The following is a 14,123-nucleotide window of genomic DNA, read 5'->3' on the forward strand; positions in this document are numbered from 1 at the left end:
CCCCCCCCCCCCGCTTCCCCGTGCCTTCGTGCGCCGTTGAGTGCGCGCCCCGTCTGTGGTGTCGTACGTCTTTCACGACCGGCCGGTGGCGCGCGGCGCGTGCGGGGAATGGAGGAACGGTGACGGACCTGCGGGAATCGCCGGAATGGGACACCGCGGCGCAGTCGCGGGTGACCCTGGAACGGCTGCTGTCCGTGGTGGGCCCGGGAGCCCTGGAGCTGGACACGGCTCCCGGCGGTCTCGCGGTGGCCGTCGCCGGGGTCACCGTACTGGACGTGCTGGACCCCGAGATCCGGCCGCGGGAGTTACTGCTCGCGGTCGGCGTCGACCCGGGATCGGCCCACGCGGTGGACCTGCTGCGCCGGGCGGGTGGCGCGGGTGCGACGGGCGTGGTGTTCGGCCCGGGGCGGTCCGAGCGGGCGGCCGAGGCACTGCGGGCGGTCGCCGAGGAGAGCGGTACCGCGGTGCTCTCCCGCACCGCCTGGTGCACCTGGGCCCAGCTGGTCGGCGTGGTGCGGGCGGGGCTGGCCTCGGCCGGCGCCCCGCCGGTGCCCGCCACCCGCGGCCTGTCCCTGGGCGATCTCAACGGACTGGCCGACGCGGTGGCCGCGCTGGTCGGGGGCGCGGTGACCATCGAGGACACGGACTCCCGGGTCCTGGCCTACTCCTCGACCGAGGAGAACGTGGACGAGCTGCGCCGGCTGACCATCCTCGGCCGGCGTGTGCCCCCGTGGCGTGTGGCCGCCATGCGCGAGGCCGGGTTCTTCCGCGCGCTGTGGGGCACGGACGACGTGCTGTACCGGCGGGCCCAGGGGGAGGACCCGGAGCGTCTGGTCGGCGCCGTCCGGGCGGGTGGCGAGGTGCTGGGCTCCATCTGGGTTGCCGCGGTCGCGGGGCGTCCCCTGTCCCCCGGTGCCTCCGAGGCCCTGCGCGCGGCGACCCGTACGGCCGCCGCCCATCTGCTCCACGTCCGTACGCGCGGTGCGGACGACCGGCTGGTGGAGGACGCGGCGCGGGCGCTGCTGGAGGGCCGCGGCTCCCCCGAGGTGCTGGCGGAACGCGCCTCGCTGCCGGCCCAGGAGCCGTGCGCCGTCCTGGCGTTGGGCGCGGGATCCGGCGCCCCCGGCGACGACGACCCGTCGAGGCTGTACGCGCTGCTCACCCTGCACTGCGCGGCGTTCGGGCACCGCACCGTGGTCGTGCCGGCGGGCGGCCGGATCCTGGTGCTGGTGAGCGCGCTGGACCACGACCCGTCGCAGGCCGACGGCCAGGTGGCGCGGCTGGGAGAGTCGCTGGCGAGACAGCTGTCGGCCACGACCGGCACACAGGTGCGCGTGGGGCTGGGCGACGTGGCCCCGGGGCTCGCCCGGGCGGCCGAGTCCCGCCGGTCGGCCGAGCTGGCGCTCAAGGCGCTCACGCGGGCCGCGGGAGCGCGCACCGTGGCGCGGGCCGAGGAGGTCGCGGACACGGTCGGCATCATGCAGGTCGCCGAGGCGCTGCGCGAGGTGGTGCTGCCGCCGGGGACCTCGGTGGCGCGGCTGGCCGCGTTCGACGCCGAGCACGGCGGAAGCTGCCTCGTGCAGACCCTGCGGGCCTACCTCGACCACTTCGGTGACGTGGCCGCCGCCTCCCGCACGCTCGGCGTGCACCCCAACAGCCTGCGCTACCGGTTGCGCCGGATCACGCAGGTCTCGGAGCTCGACCTCGACAGCGCGGACGCACGCCTGCTGGCACAGCTGCAACTGCGCCTGCTGAACGGTGGCGAGGGGGCGCGCCCCGGACCGCCTCCGGCACGCCCGTGACAGCGGGGGCCGACAGCCCGTCGCTTGGCCGTCCGCACCACCCGGCGGCTCCGGCTTCGTCGCGGCGCACAACGGCGTGGCCCGCCGCGTCCGGTCGTCGCCCCCGGCCGCCGCTTCGGGGCCGGATTCTTTGACGAGACGACGAAGACGGCGTCCGGGCGCGGCGAGCAGTCTGGGATTCCGCCCGGGGGTTGCCGGGCGCCGCGATCCCGACCCCGAAGGGCACACCATGACCGGTACGACCCCTGCCGCCGTGCGGCGCGAACGCATCCTGCGGGAGGCCGTGCGGCAAGGACTGCTGGACCCGGAGCAGTCCCTGCTGGCCGCCTTCGTCGACCTGGACGGCGTGGAGGCGACGGTCGGGAGCCTGCACCGGGCCTTTCCCCCGTCGGTCTCCGTTCTGCACGCCTTCGCCGCCAAGGCGAACTGCCTGGTGCCGGTCCTGAAAGAGCTGGCGGGCAACGGCATGGGCTGCGAGGTCGCCACCGCCGGCGAGCTGGCCCGGGCGCTGGCCGCCGGTTTCCCGCCGGAGCGGATCGTCTTCGACTCGCCCGCCAAGACGCGCGCGGAGCTGGAGCGTGCCCTGGCCCTGGGCGTGGCCGTCAACGCGGACAACTTCCAGGAACTGGCGAGGATCGAGCGGGCAATCGCCGGCCGCGCTCCCGTGTCGGCGATCGGGGTGCGGGTCAACTCGCAAGTCGGCGGCGGCGCCATCGCCGCGATGAGCACGGCCACCAGTACCTCGAAGTTCGGCGTCCCGCTGGCGGACCCGGGCGTCCGGCGGCAGCTGCTGCAGGCGTTCCGGGATCACGAGTGGCTGACCTGGATCCACACGCATGCCGGATCACAGGGCTGCCCGCTCGACCTCATGGCCCGGGGGGTGGCGCAGGCCGTGGAGTTCGCCGAGGAGGTCGACGCCGCCCTGGGCGAGCGCCGGGTGGTCGGCATCGACATCGGCGGCGGACTGCCCGTCAACTTCGCCGACGACGAGATCGCCCCGACCTTCGACACGTACGTCGAGTACCTGAACGCGCACGCCCCGGCTCTCTTCGAGCGCGGCTACCGCGTGGTCACCGAGTTCGGCCGCTCCGTCCTCGCGAAGAACGGTTTCATGGCGGCGTACGTGGAGTACACCAAGAGCGCGGGAGGCCGGCCGATCGCCGTCACCCACGCCGGCGTGCACGTCGCCACGCGGACCGTGTTCGCCCCGGGCGCCTGGCCCCTGCGGATCGAGGCGCACCACGGGAGCGGCGCCGCCAAGCGGGGGCGGCCCGTTCGCCAGGACGTCGCGGGCCCCGCCTGCTTCGCCGGTGACCTGCTGGCCCGCGACCGTGCGCTGCCGCTGCTCGAACCCGGCGACATCGTCGTCGTCCCGGACACCGGTGCCTACTACTTCTCGACGCCGTTCCACTACAACTCGCTGCCCGAACCCGCCGTGCACGGCGTCCGGGTGCGCGGGGACGGCCGGGTCGAGTTCACGCTCCTGCGTCCCGCCCAGGACCCGTGGGACCTGCCGGACCAGGACGGCCGGTCCTCCCGGGAGTTGGTGGGCGCCCCGGCCCGCGAAGACCGCTGAGGAGCACCGAGGTGTTACAGCCCGACCGTCCGCGGCCCGACCGGGACGGACCGCTCCTCACCCAGCGCGCCGCCATCGTGTTCCTGCTGGCCGCCCTGGTCGGCGTAGGCGCCACCGTCCTGGCGGCGCTGGCCGGCAACGCGTGGCCGGTCGCGGTGAGCGTGGGCGGCGGCGCGGCGGCCTCGGCCGTGCTGTTCTTCAAGGAGATCATCGACTAGCCGGGCCGCCGGGAACGGGGTCCCACGGGTCCTACCGGTCCTACGGGCGCAGGGCTCGCAGCAGCAGGTCGGCGAGATGGTCGGCGACCTCCTGCGGGCTGAGCGGGCCGTCCGGGCGGTACCAGGTGGACAGGTGGTGGACGGAGCCGAAGTGGTAGTCCACCACGAGGTCGGCGGGGGTCGCCCGGGAGAACACTCCGGCCTGCTGGCCCTCCTCGACCAGCGCACGGAAGCGTTCGTGGTAGCGCCGGCGCTCGGCGCGCACCTGCTTGTTCTTCTCCGGGCTCAGGTGGTGCATGGAGCGGAAGAAGATCATCGCGTCGTCGAGGTTGTCGATGGTGGTGACGACGACGTCGGCCGCGGCTCCCCGCAGCCGCTTCTCGATCGGCTCGTCGGCGTTCGCGAAGGCGTCGAGGCGCTCCTGCTGGAGGCGCAGCACGCGCGAGTACACCTCGTGCAGGAGGTCGTCCTTGGAGCCGAAGTAGTGGTACAGCGCCCCCTTGGTGACGCCGGCCGCCTCGACGATCTCCTGCACGGAGGTGCGGTCGTACCCCTGCTCGGCGAAGAGCCGGGTGGCGGCGGCGAGCAACCGCTGCGGGACGGGAGTTCCGTCTCCGTCCGTCGTCCTGGGCACTGCCGCCACCTGCCTTTCTGTAGTTCTACTGACTGTCGTGCGCGCGGGAGCGCAGTTCCCGACGCAGGATCTTCCCACTCGCCGTCTTGGGCAGGTCGGGCAGGATCTCCACCTGGCGCGGGTACTTGTAGGCCGCCAGTCTCTCCTTGCAGTAGGCGGCCAGTGCGCCGGGGTCCGTCTCGGCGCCCGGGCGGAGGCTGATGTACGCCTTGACGGTCTCGCCACGATATCCGTCGGGAACCCCGACGACGGCCGCCTCGCGCACTCCGGGGTGGGTGTAGAGGACGTCCTCGACCTCGCGCGGCCACACCTTGAAGCCGGACGCGTTGATCATGTCCTTCTTGCGGTCGACGACGTACAGCCAGCCCTGCTCGTCCATGAACCCGATGTCGCCGGTGCGCAGCTCGCCGCCGGGGAAGGTCTCGGCGGTGGCCTCGGGCCGCCGCCAGTAGCCGGGCACGACCTGGGGGCCGCGGACGACGATCTCGCCCTGCTCGCCGAAGGGCACCTCCTCGCCCCGGTCGTCGACGATCCGGACGACCGTGTCGGGGCCCGGCGCGCCGACGGCCAGCGTCCCGGAGACCGGGTCGACGGGCGCCTCCCGGCCGGGCGGGACGCTGGCGCAGGGCGCGGTGCACTCGGTCAGGCCGTAGCCGTTGCGGATGTACGGCCCGAAGCCCGCCCGGAACTTCTCCACCAGCGCGGGCGGCAGGGGCGCGCCGCCCGAGGAGATGATCCGGAACGAGGAGAAGTGGTCCCGGGTGACGGACGGCTGGGCGGTCAGCGCCATGAAGGCGGTGGACGGGCCGACCGTGTAGTGCGGGCGGTGCTCGGCGAAGGCGTCCAGGACGACCCCGGGCTCGAAGCGGTAGGCCAGCGCGAGTGTGCCGGCGCTGTTCAGGCAGGCGCCGAACTCGCAGACCATGCCGGTGATGTGGAACAGCGGGGCCAGCGCGAAGTAGACGGGCGCCTCGGGCAGGCCGAGGCCGGTCCGCTGCCGCTCGGCGTTGTACATGATGTTGCCGTGCGTGTTGATGGCGCCCTTGGGGGTGCCGCTGGTGCCCGAGGTGTAGCTGATCAGGGCGGTGTCGCCCGGGGCCGGGGCGCGGTCCGCGGGGGCCTGGTGGCCCTGGCGGGCGACGGTCAGCAGGTCGTCGGCGTCCGGGGCCTGGGGCAGCCGCTCGAAGGAGAGTACGCGCGTGTCGTCGCGGGTCTGGAGGTCCAGCTCGCAGGCGGTGAGCACGATCCGTACGGGCGAGTCGGCGGCCGTGGCCCGCAGGTACGACTCCCAGGCCCGGTCGGCGCAGACCAGCGCGGTCACCTCGGCGTCCCGCAGGACGTGCGAGACCTCGCCCGACCTGTACATCGGGTTGACGGGGACGACGGTCGCGCCCGCCTTCCAGGCGCCGAGCACGGCGAGCACGAAGTGCGGGGAGTTCTGCAGCAGGACGGCCACCCGGTCGCCGCGCCGCAGGCCCCGGGCGGCGAGATGGCCGGCGACCGAGTCGCTCAGCTCGTCGGCCTCGCGGTAGCTCAGGCGGGCGTCGAAGTAGGCGAGGAAGGTGCGGTCCGGGGTCTCGGCCACCGCCCGGCGCAGGGCGTGCACCAGGGAGTCGGCGGGGTCGATCGGGGCGCGCTGGGCGTCGTCGAGGAGGGCCAGCCAGGGCTTGGCCGCGTAACGGGAGGCGGTCACCGGGCCTCTTCCCACTTGCGCTGGATGTGGTTCATGTTGGCCAGCCAGCGGTCGGGGTCGGTGGCCCGGGCCTCGTAGTACCCGGCGACCTCGGGGTGAGGCAGGATCAGGAAGCGGTCCTCCTCGATGCCCTTGAACAGGGCGTCGGCGACGTCCTGCGGTTCGATCGCGGTGGGCTTCAGGACCAGGTCGCCGGCGGTGCCGGTGGCGTCCAGCATGTCGGTGCGGACGCCCTGCGGACAGATGGCGTGCACCTTCAGGCCCCGGTGGCGGTAGGTCAGCGACAGCCACTCGGCGAAGGCGTAGGCGCCGTGCTTGGTGACGGCGTAGGGGGCGGCGCCGATCATGGTGAGCAGGCCGGCGGCCGACACGGTGGAGACGAACCGGCCGCTGCCGCGCTCCAGCCAGTCCGGGAGCAGCGCGTGGGCCGCGCGGACGTGCGCCATGACGTTGACGTCCCAGGAGGCCGTCCAGGCCGTCTCGTCGAGCGGCGCGGACCCCTTGCCGGAGACGTTCCCGCCCGCGAAGGCGACGCCCGCGTTGGCGCAGTAGACGTCGACCGTGCCGCCGAGCGCCTCCCGGGCCTCGGCGACGATCCCGGAGGCGTCGCCCGGTACCGCGATCCCGCCGATCTCCTCGGCGACCGCCTTCGCCCGTCCCGCGTCCAGGTCGTTCACCACGACCCGGGCCCCTTCCGCGGCGAACTTGCGGGCCAGCGCGGCCCCGATGCCACCGCCCGCTCCGGTGACGACCACTCCCGCATCCTGCACGGCTTCCACCATCGGTCTCCTTCGACACGGCACGACTCGGCTCTGCAGGCCAGACTAACCGGTCGGTATGGAGCGCGGAAGAGGTGACTCGACGAGACCGGTCCGCTTCGTTCCGTGTGGGCGGTGTGCGCGCTAGCGTGCGAAAGACCGGGCACCCGCCGCGCTCACGGAGGTCACCGCATGAAGCTGTCCAGACGGAGCCTGCTCGCTTCCGCCTCCGCCTCCGCCGCCGCGGTCGCGGCGTCGGCCGCGCCGGCGGCGCTGGAGACGGCACCCGCCACCGGCTCCCGGCTGCGGACCGGGTTCGAGCGCCTCGCCGCGGACGGCTACGCACCGCTCGACGGCCGGCGCGTCGGCATCGTCACCAACCCGACCGGCGTGACCCGGGACGTCCGCCACATCGTCGACGTCATGCACGCCGACGACCGGGTGAACCTGACCGCCGTCTTCGGCCCGGAGCACGGCTTCCGGGGCACCGCGCAGGCCGGCGGCTCGGAGGGCCGCTACGACGATCCGGCGACCGGGCTGCCGGTGTACGACACCTACCTCAAGAGCGGGCAGCCGCTGGCCGACGTCTTCACCGCCTCCGGCGTGGACACCGTCGTCTTCGACATCCAGGACGTGGGTGCGCGCTTCTACACGTACATCTGGACCCTCTACGACTGCATGGAGGCGGCCCGGCTCGCGGGCAAGCGGTTCATGGTGCTGGACCGGCCGAACCCGGTGACCGGACGGTCGGCCGGGGGGCCGGTGCTGCACAGGGAGTTCGCCAGTTTCGTCGGGCGGCAGCCGATCGCGCAGGCGCACGGGATGACGGTGGCGGAACTGGCGCGGCTGTTCAACGGGGAGTTCCTGGACCCGCCGGTGAGCCTGGAGACCGTACAGATGACGGGCTGGCGGCGGTCGCAGTTCTACGATGCCGCCGGGCTGCCCTGGGTGCCGCCGAGCCCGAACATGCCGACGCCCGACACCGCGCTGGTGTACGCGGGGACGTGTCTTTTCGAGGGGACGAACCTGTCGGAGGGGCGTGGCACGACCCGCCCCTTCGAACTGCTGGGCGCGGACGGTGTCGACGGGCGGTGGGCCGCGGCGGCGAACGGACTGGGGCTGCCGGGCGTGCGCTTCCGGGAGGCCTACTTCGCGCCCACCTTCTCCAAGTTCCAGGGCAAGACCGTCGGGGGCGTGCAGATCCATGTGCACGACCGGGCCGCGTACGACCCCGTACGGACCGGGATCGGGCTCCTGGTGACCGCCAGGAAGGTCTGGAGCGGCTTCGGCTGGCGGTCCGACAACTGGATCGACAAGCTCACCGGCTCCGCGCGGGTGCGCACGATGATCGACGCCGGCGCGGGTACGGACGAGGTGGTCGGCGCCTGGCAGGAGGAGCTCGCGGGGTTCCGGCGGATCCGGAAGGAGTACCTCCTCTACCGGTGAGCCGCGACGTATGGCCAACCTCGTGCGCCGGTAGGACGATGCGCCCACATCGCACCGCTTCGGGGTACGAGGGGGCCTGTCATGGCGGATCCTGGGATGAGTGTGACTCCCTACTGGGAGCTGACCTTCGACGCGGACGGGGACGCGGACGGCCCGGAACGGGACCGGCTGCTCGCCGAGGTCACGGGCCAGGGCGTGCGCGACCTGATCGTCTTCTCGCACGGCTGGAACAACGACCGCTCGGACGCGACCGACCTCTACCGCCGCTTCTTCGCCCCGATTCCCGGGCTCGCGCCGAAGGCCCGGATCGGATACGTGGGCGTGGTGTGGCCGTCGATGCGGTTCTCGGACGAGCCGATCCCGGACTTCCCGAAGACCGTGGTGGCCATGGAGGCCGAGGCGGCGCCGCACCCCGCCCTGGACAAGGACACCCGGCAGGCGCTGCTGAGGACCTTCCCCGACCGGACCACCGTGATCGAGCGGATCGCGGGTCTGCTGGACCGGCAGCCCCGCGAGGAGGCCGCCCTGGAGGAGTTCGGGCGCCTGGTACGACTGCTGGTCGAGGTCGCCCCGGACGGACCGCAGGCGCTGTGCGCGCCGGACACACCGGAGGCGGGCGAGCCGGACATGCTGTGCGGGAACACGGCAGAGATCTGCGAGGCGTTCGCCGAGGCGCTGGCGGGGCTGGGGTCGACGGGTGACGTGGGTGAAGGGGCGGGGGGTGTGGCCGGGGGTGCCTCGTTCGCGTTGCCCAATCCCTGGCACGGGGCGCGCGAGCTGCTGCGTGCCGCGGCGTACCACGCGATGAAGCGGCGGGCGGGCACCGTCGGGGAGCGTGGACTGGGCTCCGTACTCGGGCGGTTGGCCGGTGCGGCCCCGGACGTGCGGGTGCATCTGGTGGGGCACAGCTTCGGCGGCCGGCTGGTGTCCTTCGCGCTGCGCGGGCTGCCCGAGGGGATGCGCACGGTGAAGTCCGTGACGCTGCTCCAAGGCGCCTTCTCGCACTACGCGTTCGCGGCCCGGCTGCCACATGATCCGCACGCGGGCGGGGCGTTGCGGGACCTGCACAGGCGCGTCGACGGTCCGCTGGTGTCCTGCTACTCGCGCCATGACGCGGCCCTGGGCACGTTCTACCCGCTGGCCTCCCGGATGGCGGGCGACGCCCGGTCGGTCGCGGGCCTCGGCGTCGGGCGGGTGCTGGGCGCCAAGTGGGGCGCGATGGGGCACGACGGGGTACAGGCGGTGCCGGGCACCCGGGCGCTGACCCTGGCCGAGGCGCTGCGCGGCCCGCTGCCCGGCTCGGGCTGCGTGAACGTCGACGCGGCGGCGGTGGTCCGGCGCGGCGGGCCGCCTGCCGGGGCGCACAGCGACATCGTGCACCGGGAACTGGCCCGGGTGGTGCTGGCGGCGGGGCGTATCGCCTGACCCCGCCGCCACACCACCCCCGCGTCACCGGTGCGAGGTGTACTCCACGACCTGCTGGAAGGTCGGCCGGTTCTGCCAGCTGATCTTGCCGTGCTTGATGCCGCCCAGGGTGCGCTGGACGATCGAGTCGGCGCACCACTGGTCGCCCGCCGAGCACTGGTCGTCACCGGGGTAGACCTGGGCGGCGGTCATCCCGGCCGCCGTCTTCAGCGTGCTGATCAGGATGTCCCGGCAGGAGCTGAGGCTGCCGCCGCCGCAGTACTTCTGCGCGAGGCCGCCCTGCACCGACTCACCGAGCACCGCCCGGATGTCCTTTTCGACATAGCTCCACCAGCCGTACTGGAAGGAGCTTCCGGCATGCGAGCCGGTCGGGCCGTGTCCGGCGGACGGGGCCTCGTCGACGGGCAGGTTGTTGGTCACGGCGGTGTACAGGTCGCTGCCGAGGCCGGGCTGGAACTCGGCCTTCACCAGCAGCGGCCACCAGGCGTCGAGGATCCGGATGGCGTCGGCGTTGGCGTACGTCTTGGAGCCCGCCGAGGTCTCCGTGCGCTTGGCGCCCGCCGTCACCCAGGCCTGCAGCTTGCTGACGGCCGCCGCGGCCGTGGAGTCCGTCACCGGACTGCTGTTGACGACCTTCAGCAGCTTCGGCAGCACGTCCTCGGCCCGCAGGTCGGCGAGCGCGGCGTCCGCCATCGCCTTCACCAGCGCCGCACGGGTCACCCCGCCCGCCGCGACCAGCTTCTTCACCCGGTCCTCGAGCAGGTTGCCGCGGTGCACGGACCCGTCGCCCCAGGGGGCGGTGGTGTAGTCCTTGGCCTGCTTGTTGTTCCAGGAGATGTAGTAGTCCTGGTCGACGGAGTTGGGGTGGGTGGAGGCCGCGGTGTAGTCGGCGGTGTTGGTCGCCGGGTCCCAGCCCTTCCACTCGTAAGCCGGCTGCCCCCACACCGGGAACTCGGCGTCGACGCCGCTCGCGCGCACCGGGTTGTCGCCGCTGTTGTAGTACGCGGTGTGCTGGGAGTCGGCGTAGAACCAGTTGAAGGTGTAGTTGATGTGCTGGGCCGCGCTCTGGAAGTCCTTCGGACCCTTGACGTAGTCGGGGTCGTTCAGCATCTGGAAGCCGATGATCGAGTCGGCCTCGTGCAGATAGGAGGAGCGCAGGGTGGTGTAGGCGACCTTCTTGCCGCCGACGGTGGCCCGGTACTCCACCGGCCCGTACTTCGTCCGCCACACCCGCATCGTGTAGGAACCCGCCGCGGTGCCGTCGGCGACGGTCGGGGTCCAGGCGTTCTTCTGCTCGACCTTGTCCATGGCCGTGCAGGTGCCGTGGTACAGGTAGTGGTAGTCGTCCTGGCAGAGCTCGACGGCGTAGGTGTCGATGATGTCCTGGCCGGAGGTCGTCGCGCTCCAGGAGTAGTCCTGGCCGCGGCCGAGCTCGACGTACATGCTCAGGCCCGCGAAGGAGGCGCCGCGGGCGCTGATGCCCGGGCCCTGGATCTCCTGGAGCATCAGCAGCTGCGGGGCGAAGTAGCCGGTCTGCGGGCCGAACACGGCGATCGGATGCCCGCCGGCGGTGTACTTGCCGCTCACCACCAGGGCGTTGGACATGCCGCGCTTGGCGGAGCTCAGCGTCGTCTTCGCCGCCGTGGCCGAGGCGCTGGTGGCAGCGGCGGTGCCCGCGCTGCCCGTACGGTCGTGGACCAGTGGTTCCTGGGTCACCGAACCGGCGTCGGGCAGGGCCTCGCCCTGGGCGTCGCCGGGCTTGGACGCGTACGGGAAGCTCTCGCCGTTGTGGACGGTGAGGACGGCCTCGGGGTCGTTGCGCTCGCGGAAGGACTCCCAGACCTTGGTGCCCTCGGTCACGCCGTACTTGGCCTGGGCGGCCAGCAGGGAGAGGGCGTTGTTGACCTCGCCGCCACCGCCGGAACCGAACAGCGAGCCGACCACCGAGCCCAGCGCCACCAGGTCGGTGATCTTGAAGTGGTCGATCGTGCCGGCGTTGGTGATCGAGTCCTTGTGGCCGGTCAGAACGTACTCGCCGGGGAAGTAACGGCCGCTGTCGGAGGCGTCGATGTAGGCGTTGATGCCCGCGAGGTAGGCGTTGGCGTCGGCGAGGGCCTGCTGGCCGCGGGCGCCGTTGTTCGCGACGGCGTTGTCGATCTGGGCCTGAAGGTCGGCCTCGGTGTACGGCGCGTTGCGGTAGAACTCCTGCTCGAGGCCCTGGTTGGAGGGGGCGCCGCCCGCGAAGCTGGTCAGCTGGCCGCGGCCGACGTGCCGGAAGACGTCCATCAGCCACAGCCGGTCCTCGGCCGCGGCATACCCGGCGCCGAACTCGGTGCCGTATCTGGTGGTACCGGTGATGTGCGGCACACCGGCCTTCTTGTCGCGGACGATCGTCACGTCGCTGCGGCCGGCCGGTTTCTCGGTGGAGGCGACCTGGTCGGAGGGGACCCCGAACGAAGCGTCGTTGAAGAACGTATTGATGGTCGAGTCGGTGAGCGTCGAGTAGCCGGTGGCCAGGTTGGCATAGGGGCCGAGCTGGTCCTCGGCGTGGCTCGGCTGAGTGCCGAACGCCTGGTTGAGCAGGATCTGGGCGAGGGTGGCGTTGCCGTTCTCGCCCGGCGGCAGGATGTCGGAACACTGGCCGCCGCAGTAGTCGTTGGAGGCCGTGGCCGCGGAGGCGGTCGCCTGGGTCAGCGGAGTCAGAAGACCGGCGATGAGGACGCATATCGATGCCGACTTCAGGAACCCGTGGAACCTGCGAGGAGTTCTCAGTTTGTGGAGGGTGGTGCGTGGGACGCGCCGGGCCATGGCAGCTCCTGGTGAACGGGGGGTGGAGCGGGACGTTACCGCCGGTATCCCCGAGATTGAAGATGAACATGCGTCACTTTTTGGAGTCACCTTCGGGTTTCTTCGGGCGGTCAACCCGGGGCGCGTTATGGGAGGGCATCGGAAAACGAATGGAGCCGGATCGGGTGTCGATACGTCTACTCGTCGACGTCGTTACGAGGACTCCGTACGACGACGCCGAAGTGACCGAAGTGCAGGTGCAGATGTGACGGAGGTGCAGGGCGATGGCCGGTTTCCGGAGTCTGGCGAGACAGGTGCGCGATCCGCGGTGCGATCTGGCACTGCGGCGTTATTCACTGCGCAAGTGCCTCGAGCGGTTCGCTCCTTACGGGCACAGGGCGACCTGGGACCATCTGTGCTCCCGGGCCGGGTTCGGTCCTGAGGACCGGTCCCCCGATCCGGCGCGGCTCGTGGCCGCACTGGAGGAGTTGGAGGAGGCGCGGGCGGTCTGGCTCGCCTATGAGGTGGAGTTCGCCGAGCGCCGCAAGAAGGAGAAGCACGACGGGCTGCGCCGACCGGGCAGCGTGGACGACTGGCACCGGCTGACCTGGGGCGGCTTCGGCGTCGCCTGGTGCGACGACCCCCGTGTGCACCCCGGCGAATCCCTCGCGGAGGTGCTGCGGCGGCTGATCGCCGCCCTGGAGCGCGAACCGGGCTCGGCCTGCCCGGTGTGCGACGGGGAGCGCCTCGTCTGGAGATACGACCTGGACCACGAGCCGTCGTCCGGCCCGGTCTGCGCGGATTGCGGGATCCTGGTCCCCCGGCCCGTACTCACACCCGAGGCCCTGGCCTACGCCAAGCGTGTACGGCTGCTCGTGTCGGCCTGACTTCACCGGGGGTGCGCCGGGGATGCCGCACCCCCTCCATGACCCGCGGGCCCCGGTTGTCAGTGGTCGCGGGCATCATCGAGGCATGGTGCAGGTGTGTCTCAACGGGCGCCGAGGGGGCGCCGACGGTGCGTGTGTGCCGCTGTCGCCGGAGGCGATGGCCGAGTCCGCGGCCGAGGCCGTCGCGGCCGGGGCCACGGAGGTGCACGTCCATCCCAGAACGCCGTGCGGGCAGGACAGTCTGTCCCCGCGCGTGGTCGCGGCGACCGTCGAGGCGATACGGGCGCGGGTGGCGGTGCCGGTCGGGGTGACCACGGGCGCCTGGACCGCTGACGATCCCGCGGTCCGGCTGGGCCGCGTGCGCGGCTGGTCGGTGCTGCCGGACTTCGCCTCCGTCAACTGGCACGAGCCGGGCGCGGAGGAGATGGCCGGGCAACTGATGGCCATGGGCGTCGGCGTGGAGGCGGGCATCTGGTCCGGGACGGACGGTGCGGCCCGGTTCGCGGCCTCGCCGCTCGGGCCGAGGGTGCTGCGGGTGCTGGCCGAGGTGACGGATCCGGACCCGGACACCGCTGTGGCGTCGGCGCGGGCGCTGCTCGGCGAGCTCGGCCGGGCGTTCGGCCGCCCGGTGCTGCTGCACGGCGAGGAGGGCGGCGCGTGGCCGGTGCTGCGGCTGGCGGGGCGGCTGGGGCTCGCGACCCGCGTGGGCCTGGAGGACACGCTGTTCCTGCCCGATGGCCAACGGGCCGCTTCCAACGCCCGGTTGGTGGCCGAGGCGCTGGGACCGGAGCGCTGACGGCGGACCCTAGCATCCGCTAATCCGCTCGCTCCAGCCCTTTGCCGTCCGGACAGTTGGGGTCGATGAAACCCGTCCCGAGCGACTGCGAAGACCGACCC

The 14,123-nt window shown here is 72.6% G+C and carries 11 protein-coding genes; 7 read left to right on the plus strand and 4 right to left on the minus strand.

What is annotated here, in order from left to right:
• Positions 1–119: 119 nt before the first annotated feature.
• From ACZ7L0_RS32655 to ACZ7L0_RS32665, 3 genes are all read left to right on the plus strand, one after another.
• Entirely contained in the window at positions 120–1,802 is a 1,683-nt protein-coding gene (locus ACZ7L0_RS32655) for a PucR family transcriptional regulator (protein ID WP_471246134.1), read from the plus strand.
• Between the two features lie 229 nt (positions 1,803–2,031).
• Entirely contained in the window at positions 2,032–3,378 is a 1,347-nt protein-coding gene (locus ACZ7L0_RS32660; RefSeq protein ID WP_471246135.1) for a type III PLP-dependent enzyme domain-containing protein, read from the plus strand.
• Positions 3,379–3,389: 11 nt separating this feature from the next.
• Positions 3,390–3,596, plus strand: coding sequence for a hypothetical protein (locus tag ACZ7L0_RS32665; protein ID WP_471246136.1), 207 nt, complete (start codon positions 3,390–3,392; stop codon positions 3,594–3,596).
• A gap of 40 nt (positions 3,597–3,636) precedes the next feature.
• On the opposite strand, the gene ACZ7L0_RS32670 is transcribed toward ACZ7L0_RS32665, so the two are convergent.
• The 3 genes from ACZ7L0_RS32670 to ACZ7L0_RS32680 are packed head-to-tail and all read right to left on the minus strand — an operon-like array spanning position 3,637 to position 6,705.
• A complete protein-coding gene (locus ACZ7L0_RS32670; RefSeq protein WP_471246137.1) occupies positions 3,637–4,230 on the minus strand; it encodes a TetR/AcrR family transcriptional regulator in 594 nt (197 codons plus the stop codon).
• Positions 4,231–4,255: 25 nt separating this feature from the next.
• Positions 4,256–5,923 carry a class I adenylate-forming enzyme family protein gene (locus ACZ7L0_RS32675; protein ID WP_471246138.1) on the minus strand — a complete coding sequence of 556 codons (1,668 nt, stop codon included), beginning with the start codon at positions 5,921–5,923 and terminating at the stop codon, positions 4,256–4,258.
• Positions 5,920–6,705, minus strand: coding sequence for an SDR family oxidoreductase (locus tag ACZ7L0_RS32680; protein WP_471246139.1), 786 nt, complete (start codon positions 6,703–6,705; stop codon positions 5,920–5,922). The genes ACZ7L0_RS32675 and ACZ7L0_RS32680 overlap by 4 nt, the downstream gene beginning before the upstream one ends.
• A 168-nt stretch (positions 6,706–6,873) precedes the next feature.
• Here ACZ7L0_RS32680 and ACZ7L0_RS32685 point away from each other — a divergent pair, with 168 nt between their 5' ends.
• Both ACZ7L0_RS32685 and ACZ7L0_RS32690 read left to right on the plus strand, forming a co-directional pair.
• A complete protein-coding gene (locus tag ACZ7L0_RS32685) occupies positions 6,874–8,127 on the plus strand; it encodes an exo-beta-N-acetylmuramidase NamZ family protein (protein WP_471246140.1) in 1,254 nt (417 codons plus the stop codon).
• A gap of 81 nt (positions 8,128–8,208) precedes the next feature.
• A complete protein-coding gene (locus tag ACZ7L0_RS32690) occupies positions 8,209–9,552 on the plus strand; it encodes a serine-threonine protein kinase (protein WP_471246141.1) in 1,344 nt (447 codons plus the stop codon).
• 24 nt (positions 9,553–9,576) lie between these two features.
• Here ACZ7L0_RS32690 and ACZ7L0_RS32695 read toward each other — a convergent pair whose 3' ends face one another.
• Positions 9,577–12,360, minus strand: coding sequence for a penicillin acylase family protein (locus tag ACZ7L0_RS32695; RefSeq protein ID WP_471246142.1), 2,784 nt, complete (start codon positions 12,358–12,360; stop codon positions 9,577–9,579).
• Between the two features lie 263 nt (positions 12,361–12,623).
• Between ACZ7L0_RS32695 and ACZ7L0_RS32700 the strand changes: the two genes are divergently transcribed.
• Together ACZ7L0_RS32700 and ACZ7L0_RS32705 are read left to right on the plus strand one after the other, a co-directional pair.
• Entirely contained in the window at positions 12,624–13,226 is a 603-nt protein-coding gene (locus tag ACZ7L0_RS32700; RefSeq protein ID WP_471246143.1) for a hypothetical protein, read from the plus strand.
• A gap of 85 nt (positions 13,227–13,311) precedes the next feature.
• Entirely contained in the window at positions 13,312–14,022 is a 711-nt protein-coding gene (locus tag ACZ7L0_RS32705; RefSeq protein ID WP_471246144.1) for a 3-keto-5-aminohexanoate cleavage protein, read from the plus strand.
• Positions 14,023–14,123 lie beyond the last annotated feature (101 nt).

The organism is Streptomyces sp. NPDC039424 (assembly GCF_055639495.1).